14 protein-coding genes, 2 tRNA genes and 2 rRNA genes are annotated in these 15135 nt (G+C 55.4%); 7 read left to right on the forward strand and 11 right to left on the reverse strand.

The window, feature by feature from the left end:
* Positions 1-100: 100 nt before the first annotated feature.
* The gene (locus tag ABLU95_RS18520; protein ID WP_023288501.1) at positions 101-871 is read left to right on the forward strand and encodes an amidohydrolase; all 771 of its coding nucleotides are present in this window, start codon (positions 101-103) and stop codon (positions 869-871) included.
* A gap of 248 nt (positions 872-1119) precedes the next feature.
* Positions 1120-2220: an AI-2E family transporter gene (locus ABLU95_RS18525; RefSeq protein ID WP_348880160.1), complete on the forward strand. Its 1101-nt coding sequence runs from the start codon at positions 1120-1122 to the stop codon at positions 2218-2220.
* Between the two features lie 28 nt (positions 2221-2248).
* Here ABLU95_RS18525 and eamB read toward each other — a convergent pair whose 3' ends face one another.
* Positions 2249-2839 carry a cysteine/O-acetylserine transporter gene (eamB, locus tag ABLU95_RS18530; RefSeq protein ID WP_087849222.1) on the reverse strand — a complete coding sequence of 197 codons (591 nt, stop codon included), beginning with the start codon at positions 2837-2839 and terminating at the stop codon, positions 2249-2251.
* A 103-nt stretch (positions 2840-2942) separates the two neighbouring features.
* Between eamB and ABLU95_RS18535 the strand changes: the two genes are divergently transcribed.
* A complete protein-coding gene (locus ABLU95_RS18535; RefSeq protein ID WP_012968890.1) occupies positions 2943-3824 on the forward strand; it encodes a LysR family transcriptional regulator in 882 nt (293 codons plus the stop codon).
* A 59-nt stretch (positions 3825-3883) separates the two neighbouring features.
* Here the strand turns inward: ABLU95_RS18535 and ABLU95_RS18540 are convergent.
* A tRNA-Asp gene (locus ABLU95_RS18540) sits at positions 3884-3960 on the reverse strand.
* Between the two features lie 133 nt (positions 3961-4093).
* A complete protein-coding gene (dnaQ, locus tag ABLU95_RS18545) occupies positions 4094-4825 on the reverse strand; it encodes a DNA polymerase III subunit epsilon (RefSeq protein WP_004204621.1) in 732 nt (243 codons plus the stop codon).
* Positions 4826-4889: 64 nt separating this feature from the next.
* On the opposite strand from dnaQ, the gene rnhA reads away from it, so the two are divergent.
* The gene (gene rnhA / locus ABLU95_RS18550; RefSeq protein WP_004204620.1) at positions 4890-5357 is read left to right on the forward strand and encodes a ribonuclease HI; all 468 of its coding nucleotides are present in this window, start codon (positions 4890-4892) and stop codon (positions 5355-5357) included.
* Here the strand turns inward: rnhA and ABLU95_RS18555 are convergent.
* Positions 5354-6076: a class I SAM-dependent methyltransferase gene (locus ABLU95_RS18555; RefSeq protein WP_348880162.1), complete on the reverse strand. Its 723-nt coding sequence runs from the start codon at positions 6074-6076 to the stop codon at positions 5354-5356. The genes rnhA and ABLU95_RS18555 overlap by 4 nt on opposite strands.
* A 32-nt stretch (positions 6077-6108) precedes the next feature.
* Between ABLU95_RS18555 and gloB the strand changes: the two genes are divergently transcribed.
* Together gloB and mltD are read left to right on the forward strand one after the other, a co-directional pair.
* Positions 6109-6864 (forward strand): hydroxyacylglutathione hydrolase, encoded by a 756-nt coding sequence (gene gloB / locus ABLU95_RS18560; RefSeq protein ID WP_101978117.1) that lies wholly within the window; start codon positions 6109-6111, stop codon positions 6862-6864.
* A gap of 71 nt (positions 6865-6935) precedes the next feature.
* Positions 6936-8303 carry a murein transglycosylase D gene (gene mltD / locus ABLU95_RS18565; protein ID WP_032453033.1) on the forward strand — a complete coding sequence of 456 codons (1368 nt, stop codon included), beginning with the start codon at positions 6936-6938 and terminating at the stop codon, positions 8301-8303.
* Positions 8304-8362: 59 nt separating this feature from the next.
* Here mltD and ABLU95_RS18570 read toward each other — a convergent pair whose 3' ends face one another.
* From ABLU95_RS18570 to ABLU95_RS18580, 3 genes are all read right to left on the reverse strand, one after another.
* Positions 8363-9133, reverse strand: coding sequence for a class I SAM-dependent methyltransferase (locus ABLU95_RS18570; RefSeq protein ID WP_023288497.1), 771 nt, complete (start codon positions 9131-9133; stop codon positions 8363-8365).
* A gap of 89 nt (positions 9134-9222) precedes the next feature.
* Positions 9223-10020, reverse strand: a complete 798-nt coding sequence (locus tag ABLU95_RS18575; RefSeq protein WP_072096514.1) for an endonuclease/exonuclease/phosphatase family protein — start codon at positions 10018-10020, stop codon at positions 9223-9225.
* 102 nt (positions 10021-10122) lie between these two features.
* Positions 10123-11313, reverse strand: a complete 1191-nt coding sequence (locus tag ABLU95_RS18580) for an MFS transporter (protein ID WP_048334092.1) — start codon at positions 11311-11313, stop codon at positions 10123-10125.
* Between the two features lie 104 nt (positions 11314-11417).
* On the opposite strand from ABLU95_RS18580, the gene yafC reads away from it, so the two are divergent.
* Complete coding sequence (gene yafC / locus ABLU95_RS18585; RefSeq protein WP_023288494.1) at positions 11418-12323, forward strand: DNA-binding transcriptional regulator YafC; 906 nt, start codon at positions 11418-11420, stop codon at positions 12321-12323.
* Between the two features lie 32 nt (positions 12324-12355).
* Here yafC and dkgB read toward each other — a convergent pair whose 3' ends face one another.
* From dkgB to ABLU95_RS18605, 4 genes are all read right to left on the reverse strand, one after another.
* Positions 12356-13159: a 2,5-didehydrogluconate reductase DkgB gene (gene dkgB, locus ABLU95_RS18590; protein ID WP_087849221.1), complete on the reverse strand. Its 804-nt coding sequence runs from the start codon at positions 13157-13159 to the stop codon at positions 12356-12358.
* A gap of 164 nt (positions 13160-13323) precedes the next feature.
* Positions 13324-13400 (reverse strand) — tRNA-Asp (locus ABLU95_RS18595).
* Positions 13401-13457: 57 nt separating this feature from the next.
* Positions 13458-13573 (reverse strand): 5S ribosomal RNA (gene rrf / locus ABLU95_RS18600).
* Positions 13574-13770: 197 nt separating this feature from the next.
* Positions 13771-15135 (reverse strand): 23S ribosomal RNA (locus ABLU95_RS18605); the annotation flags it as partial.

Genomic DNA, 15135 nt, shown 5'->3' on the forward strand with positions numbered 1-15135 from the left:
GTTAGTAGCATTTTTTTAACAAAATATTCCGCGGACCGCCGCGAGGCTGATAAGGTGTTACAGTTAACCTAACCCCCTCATGAGAATGGAGTTGACCATTGTGCCTGGCCTGAAAATTACGCTGTTGCAACAACCGCTGGTCTGGATGGACGGCCCTGCTAACCTGCGCCATTTTGATCGCCAACTGGAAGGGATTGTCGGGCGCGATATCATTGTTTTACCTGAGATGTTTACCACCGGCTTTGCGATGGAAGCGGCAAAACAATCTTTACCCGAGGCCGAGGTGGTAGCGTGGATGCATGCCCGGGCGGCGCAAACCCAGGCGCTGATCGCCGGCAGCGCGGCGCTGCAAACTGAGCGCGGGGCCGTTAACCGCTTCCTGCTGGTCGAACCTGACGGCACGGTCCATCATTATGATAAACGTCACCTGTTTCGTATGGCGGATGAACACCATCACTATGAGGCCGGAGACAAGCGCGTGGTCTTTGAATGGCGCGGATGGCGGATCCTGCCGCTGGTCTGTTACGACCTGCGCTTTCCGGTATGGTCGCGTAACCTTAACGACTATGATTTGGCGCTGTATGTGGCGAACTGGCCGGCGCCGCGCTCGCTGCACTGGCAGTCGCTGCTGGTCGCCCGCGCGATTGAGAACCAGGCCTACGTCGCCGGCTGTAACCGGGTCGGCACCGACGGCAACGGTCATCATTACCGCGGTGATAGCCGGATTATCAGTCCCCAGGGGGAGATTGTCGCCACCGCCGATCCGCATCAGGCCACTCGTCTTGACGCCGAACTGTCGCTGAGCGCCCTCCAGGAATATCGTGAAAAATTCCCCGCCTGGCGCGATGCCGATCCTTTTACTCTGGATTAATCCCCCTCCGCTTTCTTCCCGCTTCTGCGGGAAAAGAAAGCGGAATTTCCTCTTGCCGCACCCAGCAGAATATTTACAAGGCGCCCTTCATTTCTGTTCTACACTCATTAACAGGCCCACAACCAAACGGGCGGAGATCATTTTCAATTCACTTCTGCGTTGTAAACGCATGACTTTTCTGTTGCCAGCTTGTTTTGTTGAACCCGGCTGAGCGTTGGCGTATGCATATTTTATGAGCGTAATGGAAAATGGATAATAATAATCTTCAGTTAATAGAAAAACGGCTGGTCACCCGCTTTCTCGATATGTTTATTCGGTTCAGTCTTATTCTGGCGCTGGCCTCATTCTGTTTTACCGTCTTTTCTCCCTTCGTCAATATGATGCTCTGGGCGTTGATTCTGGCCGTGGCGCTCTATCCTTTACATCAATATTTTGCCGGGCTTTTCGCCGGTAAACAGGGGCTGGCGTCGGTGGTGCTGGTGCTGTTAGGTATTTTACTGATTATTATCCCCACGGTGCTGATGATCACCTCGCTGGCGGAAAGCGCCAGCGCGATGATCGACCGGATGGGCAGCCAGAGCTTTACCATTCCCCCACCCTCTTCGCGAATTGCCTCTTTACCGATCGTTGGCGAACGGCTTAGCGCTCTGTGGATGCGGGCGTCCGTGGATCTGCCAGGATTGCTCAGCAATTACCGTTCGCAAATTGGCGATATTGCCAAACAGTTGCTCAGCATATTAGCCAGCATGGGCGGCGGGCTGATTGGCTTTATTATTTCGTTTATCGTCTCGGGTATTATGATGGCCTGGGGCGCGGCGGGCGCCATCAGCGCGCAGCGTATTGCTATCCGTATTACCGATGAGAATAAAGGCGTGCCCCTCACCCGCCTGTGCACCAGCACCATCCGCGCGGTCGCCCAGGGCGTCATCGGGGTGGCACTGATCCAGGCGCTGCTGGTCGGGGTGATCATGCTGATGGCCAGCATCCCCGCCGTCGGGATCTTCTTTATACTTGCCCTGATCCTCGGCATTGCACAGGTGCCGGTGATCCTGGTGACGGCCCCGGCCATCGCGCTGATGTGGAGTCTCGGCACCCACAGTACCGGAATGGATATCTTCTATACTGTCCTGCTGATCGTCGCCGGTATGGCCGATAACGTCCTCAAACCACTGCTGCTGGGGCGCGGAGTCGATGCGCCAATGCCGGTGGTGCTGCTGGGCGCCCTTGGCGGAATGGCCTCTAACGGCATTCTCGGTATGTTCCTCGGCGCCACCCTGCTGGCCATCGGTTACCGGATCTTCATGACATGGGTAAATGAAGGGCAACCCGCCCTGCCGCAGGATAAATAACCGCAGGGGAGCGTTACGCTCCCTTAATTCATTCCATAAACATTCCTACCGCGCACCAGACCAACAGCAGCGCCAGCAGCAGATTTAACCCTCTTCCATGGCGTTCGAACACCGGCTGAAACAGCTGACCGGCCAGCGCCCAGCAAAGATTGCCGGCAACGCCTATTACTGATAGCAACAGGCTTATCATCACCAGCCAGAATGGCTCGCGAGTCACCGGCAGAACAAAGGTCGACAGGGCCGTGATGCCGTACAGGATAATTTTTACATTCACAAACTGCAGCCCCAGGCTGGCCCAGAAGCTGACAGGCCGCTCCTCCTGCCCACCGCTGGCCGGGTCGCTGCGGGCAATATGCCAGGCCAGCCACAGGATATACCCCGCGCCGACCCAGCGTAGCAGGGAGGTTATCCCCTCATCCAGGGTAACGAGAGTGAACGTCAGCCCGGCACAAATCAGCATGATGATCACAAACCCCAGGCTCATGCCGGCCAGAACCCGCATGCTCCGTCGAAAGCCGTGCGCGGTGACGCTGCTCAGCGCCAGAATATTATTCGGCCCGGGCGTCAGAGCGGTGATCAGGGTGTAAGTTAAAAAGGCGCTAATCAGGGTAGGTGTCACGTGTTTTCTCCTCTTGACTGGCAGACAGTACCCGAAGCTGATAATTTAAAAAAATGAATGTTTTTTCATTCTGAATTCGAGAATGTCGATATAAAGAGGAAATATGGATCTGCGACGCTTTATCACCTTCAAAACGGTTGTCGAAGAAGGATCCTTTCTGCGCGCCTCGCAGAAACTGTGCTGCACCCAGTCCACCGTAACCTTTCATATCCAGCAGCTTGAGCAGGAGCTTGCCATCCCGCTGTTTGAGAAAATTGGCCGACGAATGTGTCTCACCGCCGCGGGTAAAAATGTCCTGCCGCACGTCTACGATCTGACCAAAGTGATGGCGTCGATTCGCCAGGCGGCGCGCCAGGACGATGAACCCGGCGGCGAACTTCGCGTCGCCACTGGTGAAACCCTGCTGGCGTACAAAATGCCGCCGGTGCTGCAGCGTTTTAAGCAACGCGCCCCGAAGGTCCGCCTGTCACTGCAGTCGCTCAATTGCTACAGCATCCGTGATGCGCTGCTCGCTGACGAAGTCGACCTGGGGGTGTTTTACCGGGTTGGCAACGATGATGCGCTCACCATGATGGAACTTGGCCCGCAGCCGCTGGCGCTGGTCGCGTCAGTCGATCAGGCGCCGGTCGACTTCCTGCGCCCGCGGCAGCATATCCCATTGAGCTTTATCATCAACGAACCCCAGTGCGTGTTCCGGCAGATTTTTGAAAGTACCCTGCGCCAGCGCGGCATTACCATGGAGAACACCATCGAACTGTGGAGTATTGAAAGCATCAAGCAGTGCGTGGCGGGCAATCTGGGGGTGAGTTTTCTGCCGCGCTTTGCGGTAGAGGAGGAACTCAAACGCGGGACGCTGGTCGAGCTGCCGTTCAGCGAGACGCCGCTGACGATCCATGCGCTCTGCGCCCATCACGCCGGGAAAGCAATCAGTCCGGCGATGCGGGTATTCATGCAGTGTATGCAGGAGGAACAAGAGGCGCGCTGAAATTCGGCGACGAAAACGACGAATGCCTGAATCATTGCTGATTCAGGCTTTCTGAATAGTGGCGGAACGGACGGGACTCGAACCCGCGACCCCCTGCGTGACAGGCAGGTATTCTAACCGACTGAACTACCGCTCCGCGTTGTTGTTCCGTTGGGAACGAGGCGAATATTACGGATTCCCCTCTACCCCGTCAACGCTTTTTCTACCGTTTTGAATCGTTTGCTGCAAAAATCGCCCAACCGCCTACTTTTAATCCATTTTAGTGGTTATCAGGCACGCCACAGGCAGCTTCCGCCTTTCTTTTGCACCAGATCGAGGCGGGATTCATGGTTCACCAGCTCCTCATCAGAAGCATAAACCACCCGTAACTGACTGGCGGCGCGAACGACGCGCTGAATCCCCATCTCGCCTGCCTGCTGCTGGCTTTCGCCTTCCATAGAGAACGCCATCGACGTCTGGCCGCCGGTCATCATCAAATAGACATCGGCAAGGATCTGGGCATCGAGCAGTGCCCCGTGCAGCGTACGCTTGCTGTTGTCTATTTCGTAGCGCGAACATAGCGCATCCAGACTGTTGCGCTTGCCGGGAAACATTTTCCGCGCCAGCGCCAGACTGTCGGTGATTTTACAGAAGGTCTCGGTTTTCCCGATCCCGCGGTTCAGCTTACCGAACTCATAATCCATAAAACCGATATCGAACGAGGCGTTATGGATCACCAGCTCCGCGCCGCGGATGTAATCCATAAATTCATCGGCCACGTCGGCAAAGGTGGGTTTATCCAGCAGGAATTCGTCGGCGATCCCGTGCACGCCGAACGCCTCCGGATCCACCAGCCGATCGGGCTTGAGATAGACGTGGAAATTGTTACCGGTCAGGCGGCGGTTAATCACCTCCACGGCGCCGATCTCAATGATCTTATGTCCTTCGTAGTGCGCCCCGATCTGGTTCATACCGGTGGTTTCGGTATCGAGAACAATCTGGCGCGTAATTGCAGTGCTCATCGCGGTCATTTATGTCAGACTTATCGTTTACAAATCGATTTCAATTACAGGAAGTCTACCAGAGATGCTCAAACAGGTAGAAATTTTCACCGACGGCTCTTGCCTGGGAAATCCAGGACCCGGCGGTTACGGCGCCATTATGCGCTACCGCCAGCACGAAAAAACCTTTAGCGCCGGCTACCGTCTGACCACCAATAACCGCATGGAACTGATGGCGGCGATCGTCGCCCTCGAAGCGTTAAAAGAGCATTGCGAGGTGGTGCTCAGCACCGACAGCCAGTATGTCCGCCAGGGGATCACCCAGTGGATCCACAACTGGAAAAAGCGCGGCTGGAAAACAGCAGAGAAAAAACCGGTAAAGAATGTCGACCTCTGGCAGAGGCTGGACGCCGCGCTTGGCCAGCATAAGATCAAATGGGAGTGGGTGAAGGGCCACGCCGGCCATCCAGAAAACGAACGCTGCGACGAGCTGGCCCGCGCAGCGGCCTCCCATCCCACTCAGGACGACATCGGCTACCAGCCGGAGAGCTAATTCTGCCCCTTGCGCCACTGCCGGGTGGCGCCGACTGCCGGCCGCAGCTGGGTTTTCGCTTTCCCTGACTTCATCGGATTAAGGGTGAGCGGAATAGTCCGTTTGCGGGCGACAATCAATTGCAAACAGCCCAGCGCTGGCAGATGGGTGCTCAGCAGTTTGCCGCCCTGCGGCGACCAGGGTAAAACCTGATAACGCCCATAATGCAGCACTTCAAAGTTGAGCAGCGACAGCCAGTCCAGCTGGCGCATCAACGTAAACATACGGCTGTTGTACGGCGTGCCTTTGCGCAGCACCGGCACCAGTTTACGCAATCCCATCAGGCTCACCGGATTAAACCCGGTCAGGATCATCCAGCCATCATCGATCAGGACGCGATCGGCCTCCCGTAGCAGGCGATGCGGATCGCTGCACCACGGCAGGGTATGCGCCAGCAGGCAGGCGTCGACGGACTTTTCGGCAAAGGGCAAATGCAGCGGGTCGGCCCGGACCTGCATTGGGTTTCCCGCCAGCGAGACATTCACCTGGTGCGAGATGGCGCAAGCTTCGGTATTGATTTCCGCGCTCAGATTGCCAATCTTAAGCAGATGAAAGCCATATAATTTAGCCAGCCACGGCTTCATCTGCTGCTCCAGCGTTTCGCGATAGTATTCGCCCCACGGCATACTGGACCAATGCTCAGGCGCTGTCACTGTATGAGGTATCCTTGCCGGCTTCATTGCCACCTTCCGCTACGCTTTAGAGGTAATTTATGAATCTTATCAGTATTCCCGCGTTTCAGGACAACTACATCTGGGTTCTCACTGAGAATCACGGCCGCTGCATCATCGTTGACCCGGGCGAGGCCGCGCCGGTTCTGGCGGCAATCGAGGAAAACCAGTGGCAGCCCGAGGCCATTTTACTGACCCATCACCATCAGGATCACGTCGGCGGCGTAAAACAATTACGTGAAAAATTCCCCTCTCTGGTGGTTTACGGGCCGGCAGAAACCCAGGATAAGGGGATTACTCAGGTAGTAAACGATGGCGATCGGCTGTCAATTCTCGGGGTCGATTTTTCCATTTTCTCCACGCCAGGTCACACATTAGGACATATCTGTTACTACAGCGAACCTTATCTGTTTTGCGGCGACACGATGTTCTCCGGCGGCTGCGGAAGGCTGTTCGAAGGCACTGCAGAGCAGATGTATCAATCATTTATGAAGATTAACGCCCTTCCTGAAGAAACCCTTATATGTTGCGCACATGAATATACGTTAGCGAATATGAAGTTTGCGTTGAGTATCCTGCCTGATGATAGGGACATAAACGATTACTATCATAAAGTTAATGAGTTACGTGCAAAAAAACAAAAGACACTACCCGTAATTCTGAAAAACGAGCGGCGTATAAATTTATTTTTACGGGTAAATGATGTTGATTTAATTGACAAAATTAACAAAGAAACAAAATTGCAACACTCTGTGGCGCGATTTGCGTGGTTAAGGTCAAAGAAAGACGAATTCTGATATTTAATTCTTGTCATCGGCTAACTTCGCCGTTATCCTTGGTCGTCTTTTAAGCAACTATTGACACACACATGAAGGCACGAGCGATATTATTCGCCTCTGTCCTGCTGGTGGGGTGCCAGGCGTCTAAGCACGATGGCACCGTCGAACAGCGAGCACAGAGCCTTTCTGCGGCTGGTCAAGGGGAAGCAGGCAAGTTCACAAGTCAAGCGCGCTGGTTAGATGATGGAACCTTCTACGCGCAAGACCAGGATCTGTGGACTTCCATAGGCGACGAGCTAAAGATGGGAATACCGGATAACCCCCGGATTCGCGAGCAAAAACAGAAGTACTTAAGAAATAAGAGCTATCTCCACGATGTAACTTTACGGGCAGAGCCGTATATGTACTGGATAGCCGGGCAGGTTAAGAAACGTAACATGCCAATGGAACTGGTATTACTACCCATAGTGGAGAGCGCTTTTGACCCACACGCGACGTCTGGCGCCAATGCCGCAGGCATCTGGCAGATCATTCCGAGCACAGGGCGCAATTATGGTTTAAAACAGACCCGCAGTTACGATGCGCGTCGTGACGTTGTCGCATCGACTACCGCGGCGCTGGACATGATGCAACGTCTGAACAAAATGTTCGACGGCGACTGGTTGTTAACGGTTGCGGCATATAACAGCGGCGAAGGTCGGGTCATGAAGGCAGTGAAAGCGAACCGTTCGCGTGGCAAACCCACCGATTTCTGGTCGCTATCTCTGCCGCATGAAACGAAAGTCTACGTACCGAAAATGCTGGCATTGAGCGACATCCTCAAAAACAGCAAACGTTACGGCGTGAAGTTGCCTACGGCTGATGAAAGCCGTGCGCTGGCGCGCGTTCGCCTCGACAGTCCGGTTGATATTTCTCAGCTCGCGGATATGGCCGGTATGCCGGTCAGCAAGCTGAAGACCTTCAACGCCGGCGTAAAGGGGTCAACGCTGGGCGCTAGCGGGCCAAAGTACGTCATGGTGCCGCAGAAACACGCAGCCCAGCTGCGTGAATCGCTGGCCTCTGGCGACATTGCCGCCGTACAGCCGACGCAGCTCGCGGATAATACGCCGCTGACCAGCCGAAGCTATAAGGTGCGTTCCGGCGATACCATTTCCGGGATTGCTTCCCGTCTCGGCGTCACGACCCGCGATCTGCAGCAGTGGAATAACCTGCGCGGCTCTGGATTGAAGGTTGGACAGAACCTGGTTATCGGCGCCGGCAGCAGCGCGCAGCGTCTGGCGAATAACAGCGATAGCATCACCTATCGCGTTCGCAAAGGTGATTCGCTGTCGAGCATCGCCAAACGTCATGGCGTTAATATTCGCGACGTCATGCGCTGGAACAGCGATACCGACAATCTGCGGCCTGGCGATCAGCTAACGCTGTTTGTGAAAAACAGCGATCGACCAGAGTCCTGATACGTCAGGGTTCGATAAAAAGGCACCGACTTCCCCCGGTGCCTTTTTTGTTGTCCGTATTAAACCGCTTTATGCGCTTCAAACATGATGGTATCGCTGGTAAAGGAACCATCCTGCTGTAACTCAAAGTAGGCTTTCACCTCCGCCGAGGCGCTCTGCTGGTATAAACGAATCGCCTCCACCAGCGGCTCAGGGGTACGCATCCGCGCCACCCACGAACTGAACTCCAGCGGCAGGCGATCGGTCAACAGCTGATTAATCACCAGCCCCGCCTCCGTCGCCAGCGTCAGCCACTCGCCGCTGGAATAATTACGCACGTGCGAGGTATCGCGCAAGGCTTCCACCGTCTGCAGCCAGACATCACGCACCACATGGCCCGGCGACATCACGTCCATCACGATCATCACCCCACCCGGCTTGAGGACACGTTTCACCTCGCGCAGCGCCTGGCCAACGTCATGCCAGTGATGAGCAGAATAGCGGCTGATAACGATATCAAAGCTGGCATCAGCGAACGGCAGCGTTTCGGCATACCCCTGCTGGGTCACGATATTGCTAAAACCTTTCTCCTTTGCCGCGGCGGCAACGACCTCCAGCATCTGGCTCGATAAATCATAGGCGGTCACCTCGGCAACCTGTCCCGCCGCGGTAAAGCTGGCGTGCCCTGCCCCGCAGCCCATATCCAGCACTTTAGCCTGAGGAAAATCAGCCAGTCGTTCCGCCAGCCGCTGCAGATCGCGACCAGAGGCGTGCACGGCGCTGGTCAGATAGGCGCTGGCCTGGGAGCCGAACTGCTTTTCGACGTTGTCATGGTGAGAGCGTGTTGTCATGTTGTCTTGTCCTTACGGTTTTTTGAGTAATAAAAGGCAGCACCATGCATGCGCAGGCCTGCCCCATGGCAGGCCTGACCAACCTTAAATTAATCAGGCTTGCCGGGACTGAATTCGACTAGTAGCGGGTTGTGGTCGGAGGCGCGGGTTACCAGCACGGAAGCATCGTGCACGCTTAACCCACGGTAGAACACAAAATCGAGCGGGCGACCAAACGCGCGGCGGCGCTGATCGTCCGGGAAACGAACTTCACGCAGCGACATCTCGCGTGCAAAGCGGTACAGGGCGTTCATCCGCGGGCGGCTCCAGGCATTGAAGTCGCCAGCCATGATCACCGGCCCGCTGTGATGGGCGATCTGATCGCCAATCGGCAGCAGCTGTTTGCTGTAGACGTCGACGCCAAGGCTGAAGTTAACGGCATGGATATTGACCACCATTAACAGCCGCGCATCGGGCAGCGGATAAACAGTCACTAATGCTGATTTAGGCAGACGCAAAATAGGTTCACGTTCGCGCAATGGGCAGCAATAGATAGGATGGGCGGAAGCCAGCGTCATCACGCCGGAAGGATGCTGCGGCAGCACCAGCGCAGGCACCTGATCGGCGGCCAGATAGTTGGTGGTCGCGAACCTGACCAGCTCCGGCGTCGTCTGCGCCTCCTGCAACAGGACTAAGTGCGCGTCTTTGCCAAAATTCTTAAGGACCGACTGCCACTCTGCGCGCTGCTGTTTGAAGATATTCCACACCAGCACGCGGATTTTCTCATCGCTGCTTAACGGCGTGCCGGCGGGATAAACCGGACTCACGCCCGCAAACGCCCCCGGAGGCAATATTCTCTCCGCAGGTTGTCCGGCGACATAGCGCATGGCGTAGGTGTTCTTTCGCAATTTGGGCATTAATCCTCGATAACAGAAACCAGCCCGACGACGACTGGTTATTCTGTTATAGGGATTTTCCCATACACTTTCAATGCAAATTGCGAGAAACCCTTAGCCTTCGGGAGAAAGCGCTGCCGAACGGCGTGGCAATTTATCTAAACGTCCGCTCAGGACCACCAACAGCAAAGCGACCAGCACAATCACCGCGCCAATCCACGGCGTCTGCGCCAGACCGTACCGCTCGACCGTCTGTCCACCGACGATCGACCCCAGCGCGATGCCGACGTTGAAGGCGGCAATATTCAGGCCGGATGCGATGTCGACAGCCCCGGGGGTGTACTGCTCTGCTTTTTGCACCACGTACACCTGCAGGCCCGGCACGTTGCCGAAGGCGAAAACGCCCATCACCAGCACCGTTGCCAGCGCGGCATAGTGAATGCTGGCGGTCAGCTGGAACACCAGCAGCAGCACAACCAGCGCGGCGAAGATAAACTTCAGCGCGGAGACGGCGCCATGCCTATCGGCCAGTTTGCCGCCCCATACGTTGCCAATAGCCACCGAGACGCCATAGCCCAGCAGGATCCAGCTCACGGCTGACGGGCTGAAGCCGGCCAGCTCCTGCATCATCGGCGCAAGGAAGGTAAAGGCGGTAAACACGCCGCCATAGCCCAGCGCGGTAATGGCATAGATCATCAGCAGGCGCGGATGGGTTAAGACTTTCAGCTGATCGCGCAGGCTGGCGCTGGCGCGGCCCGGGATATTATTCGGCACCAGAATCAGACTGCTGATAAGCGCAATCACCCCCAGAATCGATACCGCGAGGAAGGTTTCCCGCCAGCCAAAATGCTGACCGATGAAAGTCCCGAATGGCACCCCGGTCACCAGCGCGACCGTCAGGCCGCCGAACATAATGGCGATAGCCGAGGCTGCTTTCTCTTTTGCCACCAGGCTGGTGGCGATTGTCGAGCCAATAGAGAAGAACACGCCGTGTGCCAGACCGGTCAGCAGGCGCGCCAGGATCAGCGTTTCATAGCCCGGGGCCTGCCAGGCCAGCACATTACCCGCCGTAAACAGGACCATCAACGCCAGCAGCAGCTGTTTACGCGGCATACGCCCCGTTAACGCCGTCAGCACCGGGGCGCCGATCGCCACGCCCAGCGCGTAGATAGAAACCAGCAGGCCTGCCGACGGCAGCGAAATAGAGAGTTGTTGGGCAATCGTCGGGACCAGGCCGACAATCACGAATTCAGTGGTGCCAATTGCGAAGGCACCGATGGTTAAGGCAAATAGCGCCAGTGGCATAATTTACTCCGTAGCATCAGGATTAAGATGACACGTAGTATGAAGGGTTGTATAAATAACAAAAACTATCAAAGTATCAATAGAATTTTGCTACAGGTGCAATAATGAGAGCCACATCCGAGGAGATCGCCATCTTTGTGGCGGTAGTGGAAAGCGGGAGTTTCAGCCGGGCGGCCGAACAGCTGGGTCAGGCCAACTCTGCCGTCAGCCGGGCAGTCAAAAAGCTCGAGTCCAAGCTTGGTGTTAGCCTGCTCAATCGGACCACCCGTCAGCTCAGTCTGACAGAGGAAGGCGAGCGCTATTTTCGCCGGATGCAGGTGGTATTGCAGGAGATGGCGGCGGCAGAAAACGACCTGCTGGAAACGCGCACGACGCCGCGAGGCCTGCTGCGGGTGGATGCCGCGACGCCGGTGATGCTGCATTTTCTCATGCCGCTGGTGAAGCCATTTCGCGAGCGTTACCCGGAAATGACGCTGTCGCTCGTGTCGTCAGAAACATTTATTAATCTGATTGAACGAAAAGTGGATGTGGCTATTCGGGCCGGAACCTTAACCGATTCCAGCCTGCGCGCCCGACCGCTGTTCACCAGCTATCGGAAGATCGTCGCCTCGCCAGAGTATGTTTCGCGCTACGGCGTGCCGCAGCATCCGTCAGATCTGAAACAACATCAATGTCTGGGCTTTACTGAACCCGTCTCTCTGAACACCTGGCCGGTATCCTGTTGCGATGGTCAGTTGTTAGAGATTGAGGCGGCGGTATCATCGAACAGTGGGGAAACGCTCAAGCAACTGTGTCTGACCGGGAACGGTATTGCCTGCCTGTCGGATTATATGGTGGATAAAGAGATAGCCAGTGGGGAGTTTGTTGAACTACTGGCCGACAAACGTTTGCCGGTGGAGATGCCCTTCAGCGCGGTGTACTACAGCGATAGAGCCGTCAGCACACGTATCAGGGCGTTTATTGATTTTCTGAGCGAACACGTAAAACAGCTCCCGAAGGAGCTGTCGTAGTACCCTCTGATGGGCATACCGGAAGCAGGAGATTAATCCCACTGCGGCGCCAGACCTTCCGGGCTCACCAGCCGATCGTTGCAATCCAGCGCGGCGATCGCCTGGCGATCTTCATCATCCAGCTTCAGATCCAGCGCGCTCAGGTTGCTGGCCAGGTTCTCACGCTTCGTCGAGGACGGGATCACCGCGTACCCCTCGCCCATCGCCCATGCCAGGATAACCTGCGCCGGAGTCGCATTATGTTTCGCCGCGATACGGGCAATCACCTCATCTTTCAGCGCCTTACCGTAGGCCAGGGTCATGTAGGAGGTGATATGGATACCGTGCTCATGCGCCCAATCGACGACTTTACGGTTTTGCAGATACGGCGAAAGCTCAATCTGATTGGTAGCAATGTTTTCAGCGCCAACGGCGGCAATCGCGCGCTCCATCAGTGGAATAGTGAAGTTGGAGATACCGATCTGACGGGTCAGGCCGAGCGCCTTCGCTTCCATCAGAGCAGCCATAAACTCTTCAACAGCCACCGCATCATTCGGTGACGGCCAGTGGATCAGCGTCAGATCAACATAGTCAGTGCGTAGCTTCTGCAGGCTCTCTTGCAGGCTGGCGATCAGCTTGTCTTTGCTCAGGTTTTCGATCCAGATTTTGGTTGTGATGAACAGCTCATCACGCGGCACGCCGCTTTCAGCGAGAGCCTGACCCACCGCGGCTTCGTTGTCGTAGATTTGCGCGGTGTCGATAGTACGATAGCCCAGCTCCAGCGCGGTTTTTACGGATGCGATAACAACATCATCTTTCAGACGGAAGGTGCCAAGACCAAATGCAGGGATTGCCATGTTTTTCCTCGTTATTTGTTCATTTCGGTTAACGAATGAAATTATGGCTGATGGTGTGGTGGGGAAAAAGAGCGATTAATGCAGAGGATTTTTGCTGATTTAGCAATAATAGGAAACAGATCAAACAAAAAAGCCCTGAGCAGATGCTCAGGGCTCTTATTAAGTGGCGGAACGGACGGGACTCGAACCCGCGACCCCCTGCGTGACAGGCAGGTATTCTAACCGACTGAACTACCGCTCCACCGAATTTTTTCGCTTTATTACCACCGGTTGTCACCCCGGCTTACTGCAATTTGATGCCTGGCAGTTCCCTACTCTCACATGGGGAGACCCCACACTACCATCGGCGCTACGGCGTTTCACTTCTGAGTTCGGCATGGGGTCAGGTGGGACCACCGCGCTAGTGCCGCCAGGCAAATTCTTTGTGCTCAGTACGCAATTCTTTATCGCATCAGCTGCGTTGCCTGCGCTCGCAAAGTCAGTCACATACTTCAGTATGCTCCTTCCTTTCCTTCGCTTGCCGCCTTGCTGCTGCGCAAATTATTGCGTACTCAACTCTGAATCAGTGCTGAAAATCTTCTCTCAATCCGCCAAAACATCTTCGGCGTTGTAAGGTTAAGCCTCACGGTTCATTAGTACCGGTTAGCTCAACGCATCGCTGCGCTTACACACCCGGCCTATCAACGTCGTCGTCTTCAACGTTCCTTCAGGAGACTTATAGTCTCAGGGAGAACTCATCTCGGGGCAAGTTTCGTGCTTAGATGCTTTCAGCACTTATCTCTTCCGCATTTAGCTACCGGGCAGTGCCATTGGCATGACAACCCGAACACCAGTGATGCGTCCACTCCGGTCCTCTCGTACTAGGAGCAGCCCCCCTCAATTCTCCAGCGCCCACGGCAGATAGGGACCGAACTGTCTCACGACGTTCTAAACCCAGCTCGCGTACCACTTTAAATGGCGAACAGCCATACCCTTGGGACCTACTTCAGCCCCAGGATGTGATGAGCCGACATCGAGGTGCCAAACACCGCCGTCGATATGAACTCTTGGGCGGTATCAGCCTGTTATCCCCGGAGTACCTTTTATCCGTTGAGCGATGGCCCTTCCATTCAGAACCACCGGATCACTATGACCTGCTTTCGCACCTGCTCGCGCCGTCACGCTCGCAGTCAAGCTAGCTTATGCCATTGCACTAACCTCCTGATGTCCGACCAGGATTAGCTAACCTTCGTGCTCCTCCGTTACGCTTTGGGAGGAGACCGCCCCAGTCAAACTACCCACCAGACACTGTCCGCAACCCCGATTAGGGGCCCACGTTAGAACATCAAACATTAAAGGGTGGTATTTCAAGGTTGGCTCCACGCAGACTGGCGTCCACGCTTCAAAGCCTCCCACCTATCCTACACATCAAGGCTCAATGTTCAGTGTCAAGCTATAGTAAAGGTTCACGGGGTCTTTCCGTCTTGCCGCGGGTACACTGCATCTTCACAGCGAGTTCAATTTCACTGAGTCTCGGGTGGAGACAGCCTGGCCATCATTACGCCATTCGTGCAGGTCGGAACTTACCCGACAAGGAATTTCGCTACCTTAGGACCGTTATAGTTACGGCCGCCGTTTACCGGGGCTTCGATCAAGAGCTTCTCCTTACGGATAACCCCATCAATTAACCTTCCGGCACCGGGCAGGCGTCACACCGTATACGTCCACTTTCGTGTTTGCACAGTGCTGTGTTTTTAATAAACAGTTGCAGCCAGCTGGTATCTTCGACTGGTCTCAGCTCCATCCGCAGGGACTTCACCTACACACCAGCGTGCCTTCTCCCGAAGTTACGGCACCATTTTGCCTAGTTCCTTCACCCGAGTTCTCTCAAGCGCCTTGGTATTCTCTACCTGACCACCTGTGTCGGTTTGGGGTACGATTTGATGTTACCTGATGCTTAGAGGCTTTTCCTGGAAGCAGGGCATTTGTTACTTCAG

It is taken from the genome of Klebsiella sp. GG_Kp146 (assembly GCF_040061975.1).
Lineage (GTDB): Bacteria > Pseudomonadota > Gammaproteobacteria > Enterobacterales > Enterobacteriaceae > Klebsiella > Klebsiella quasipneumoniae.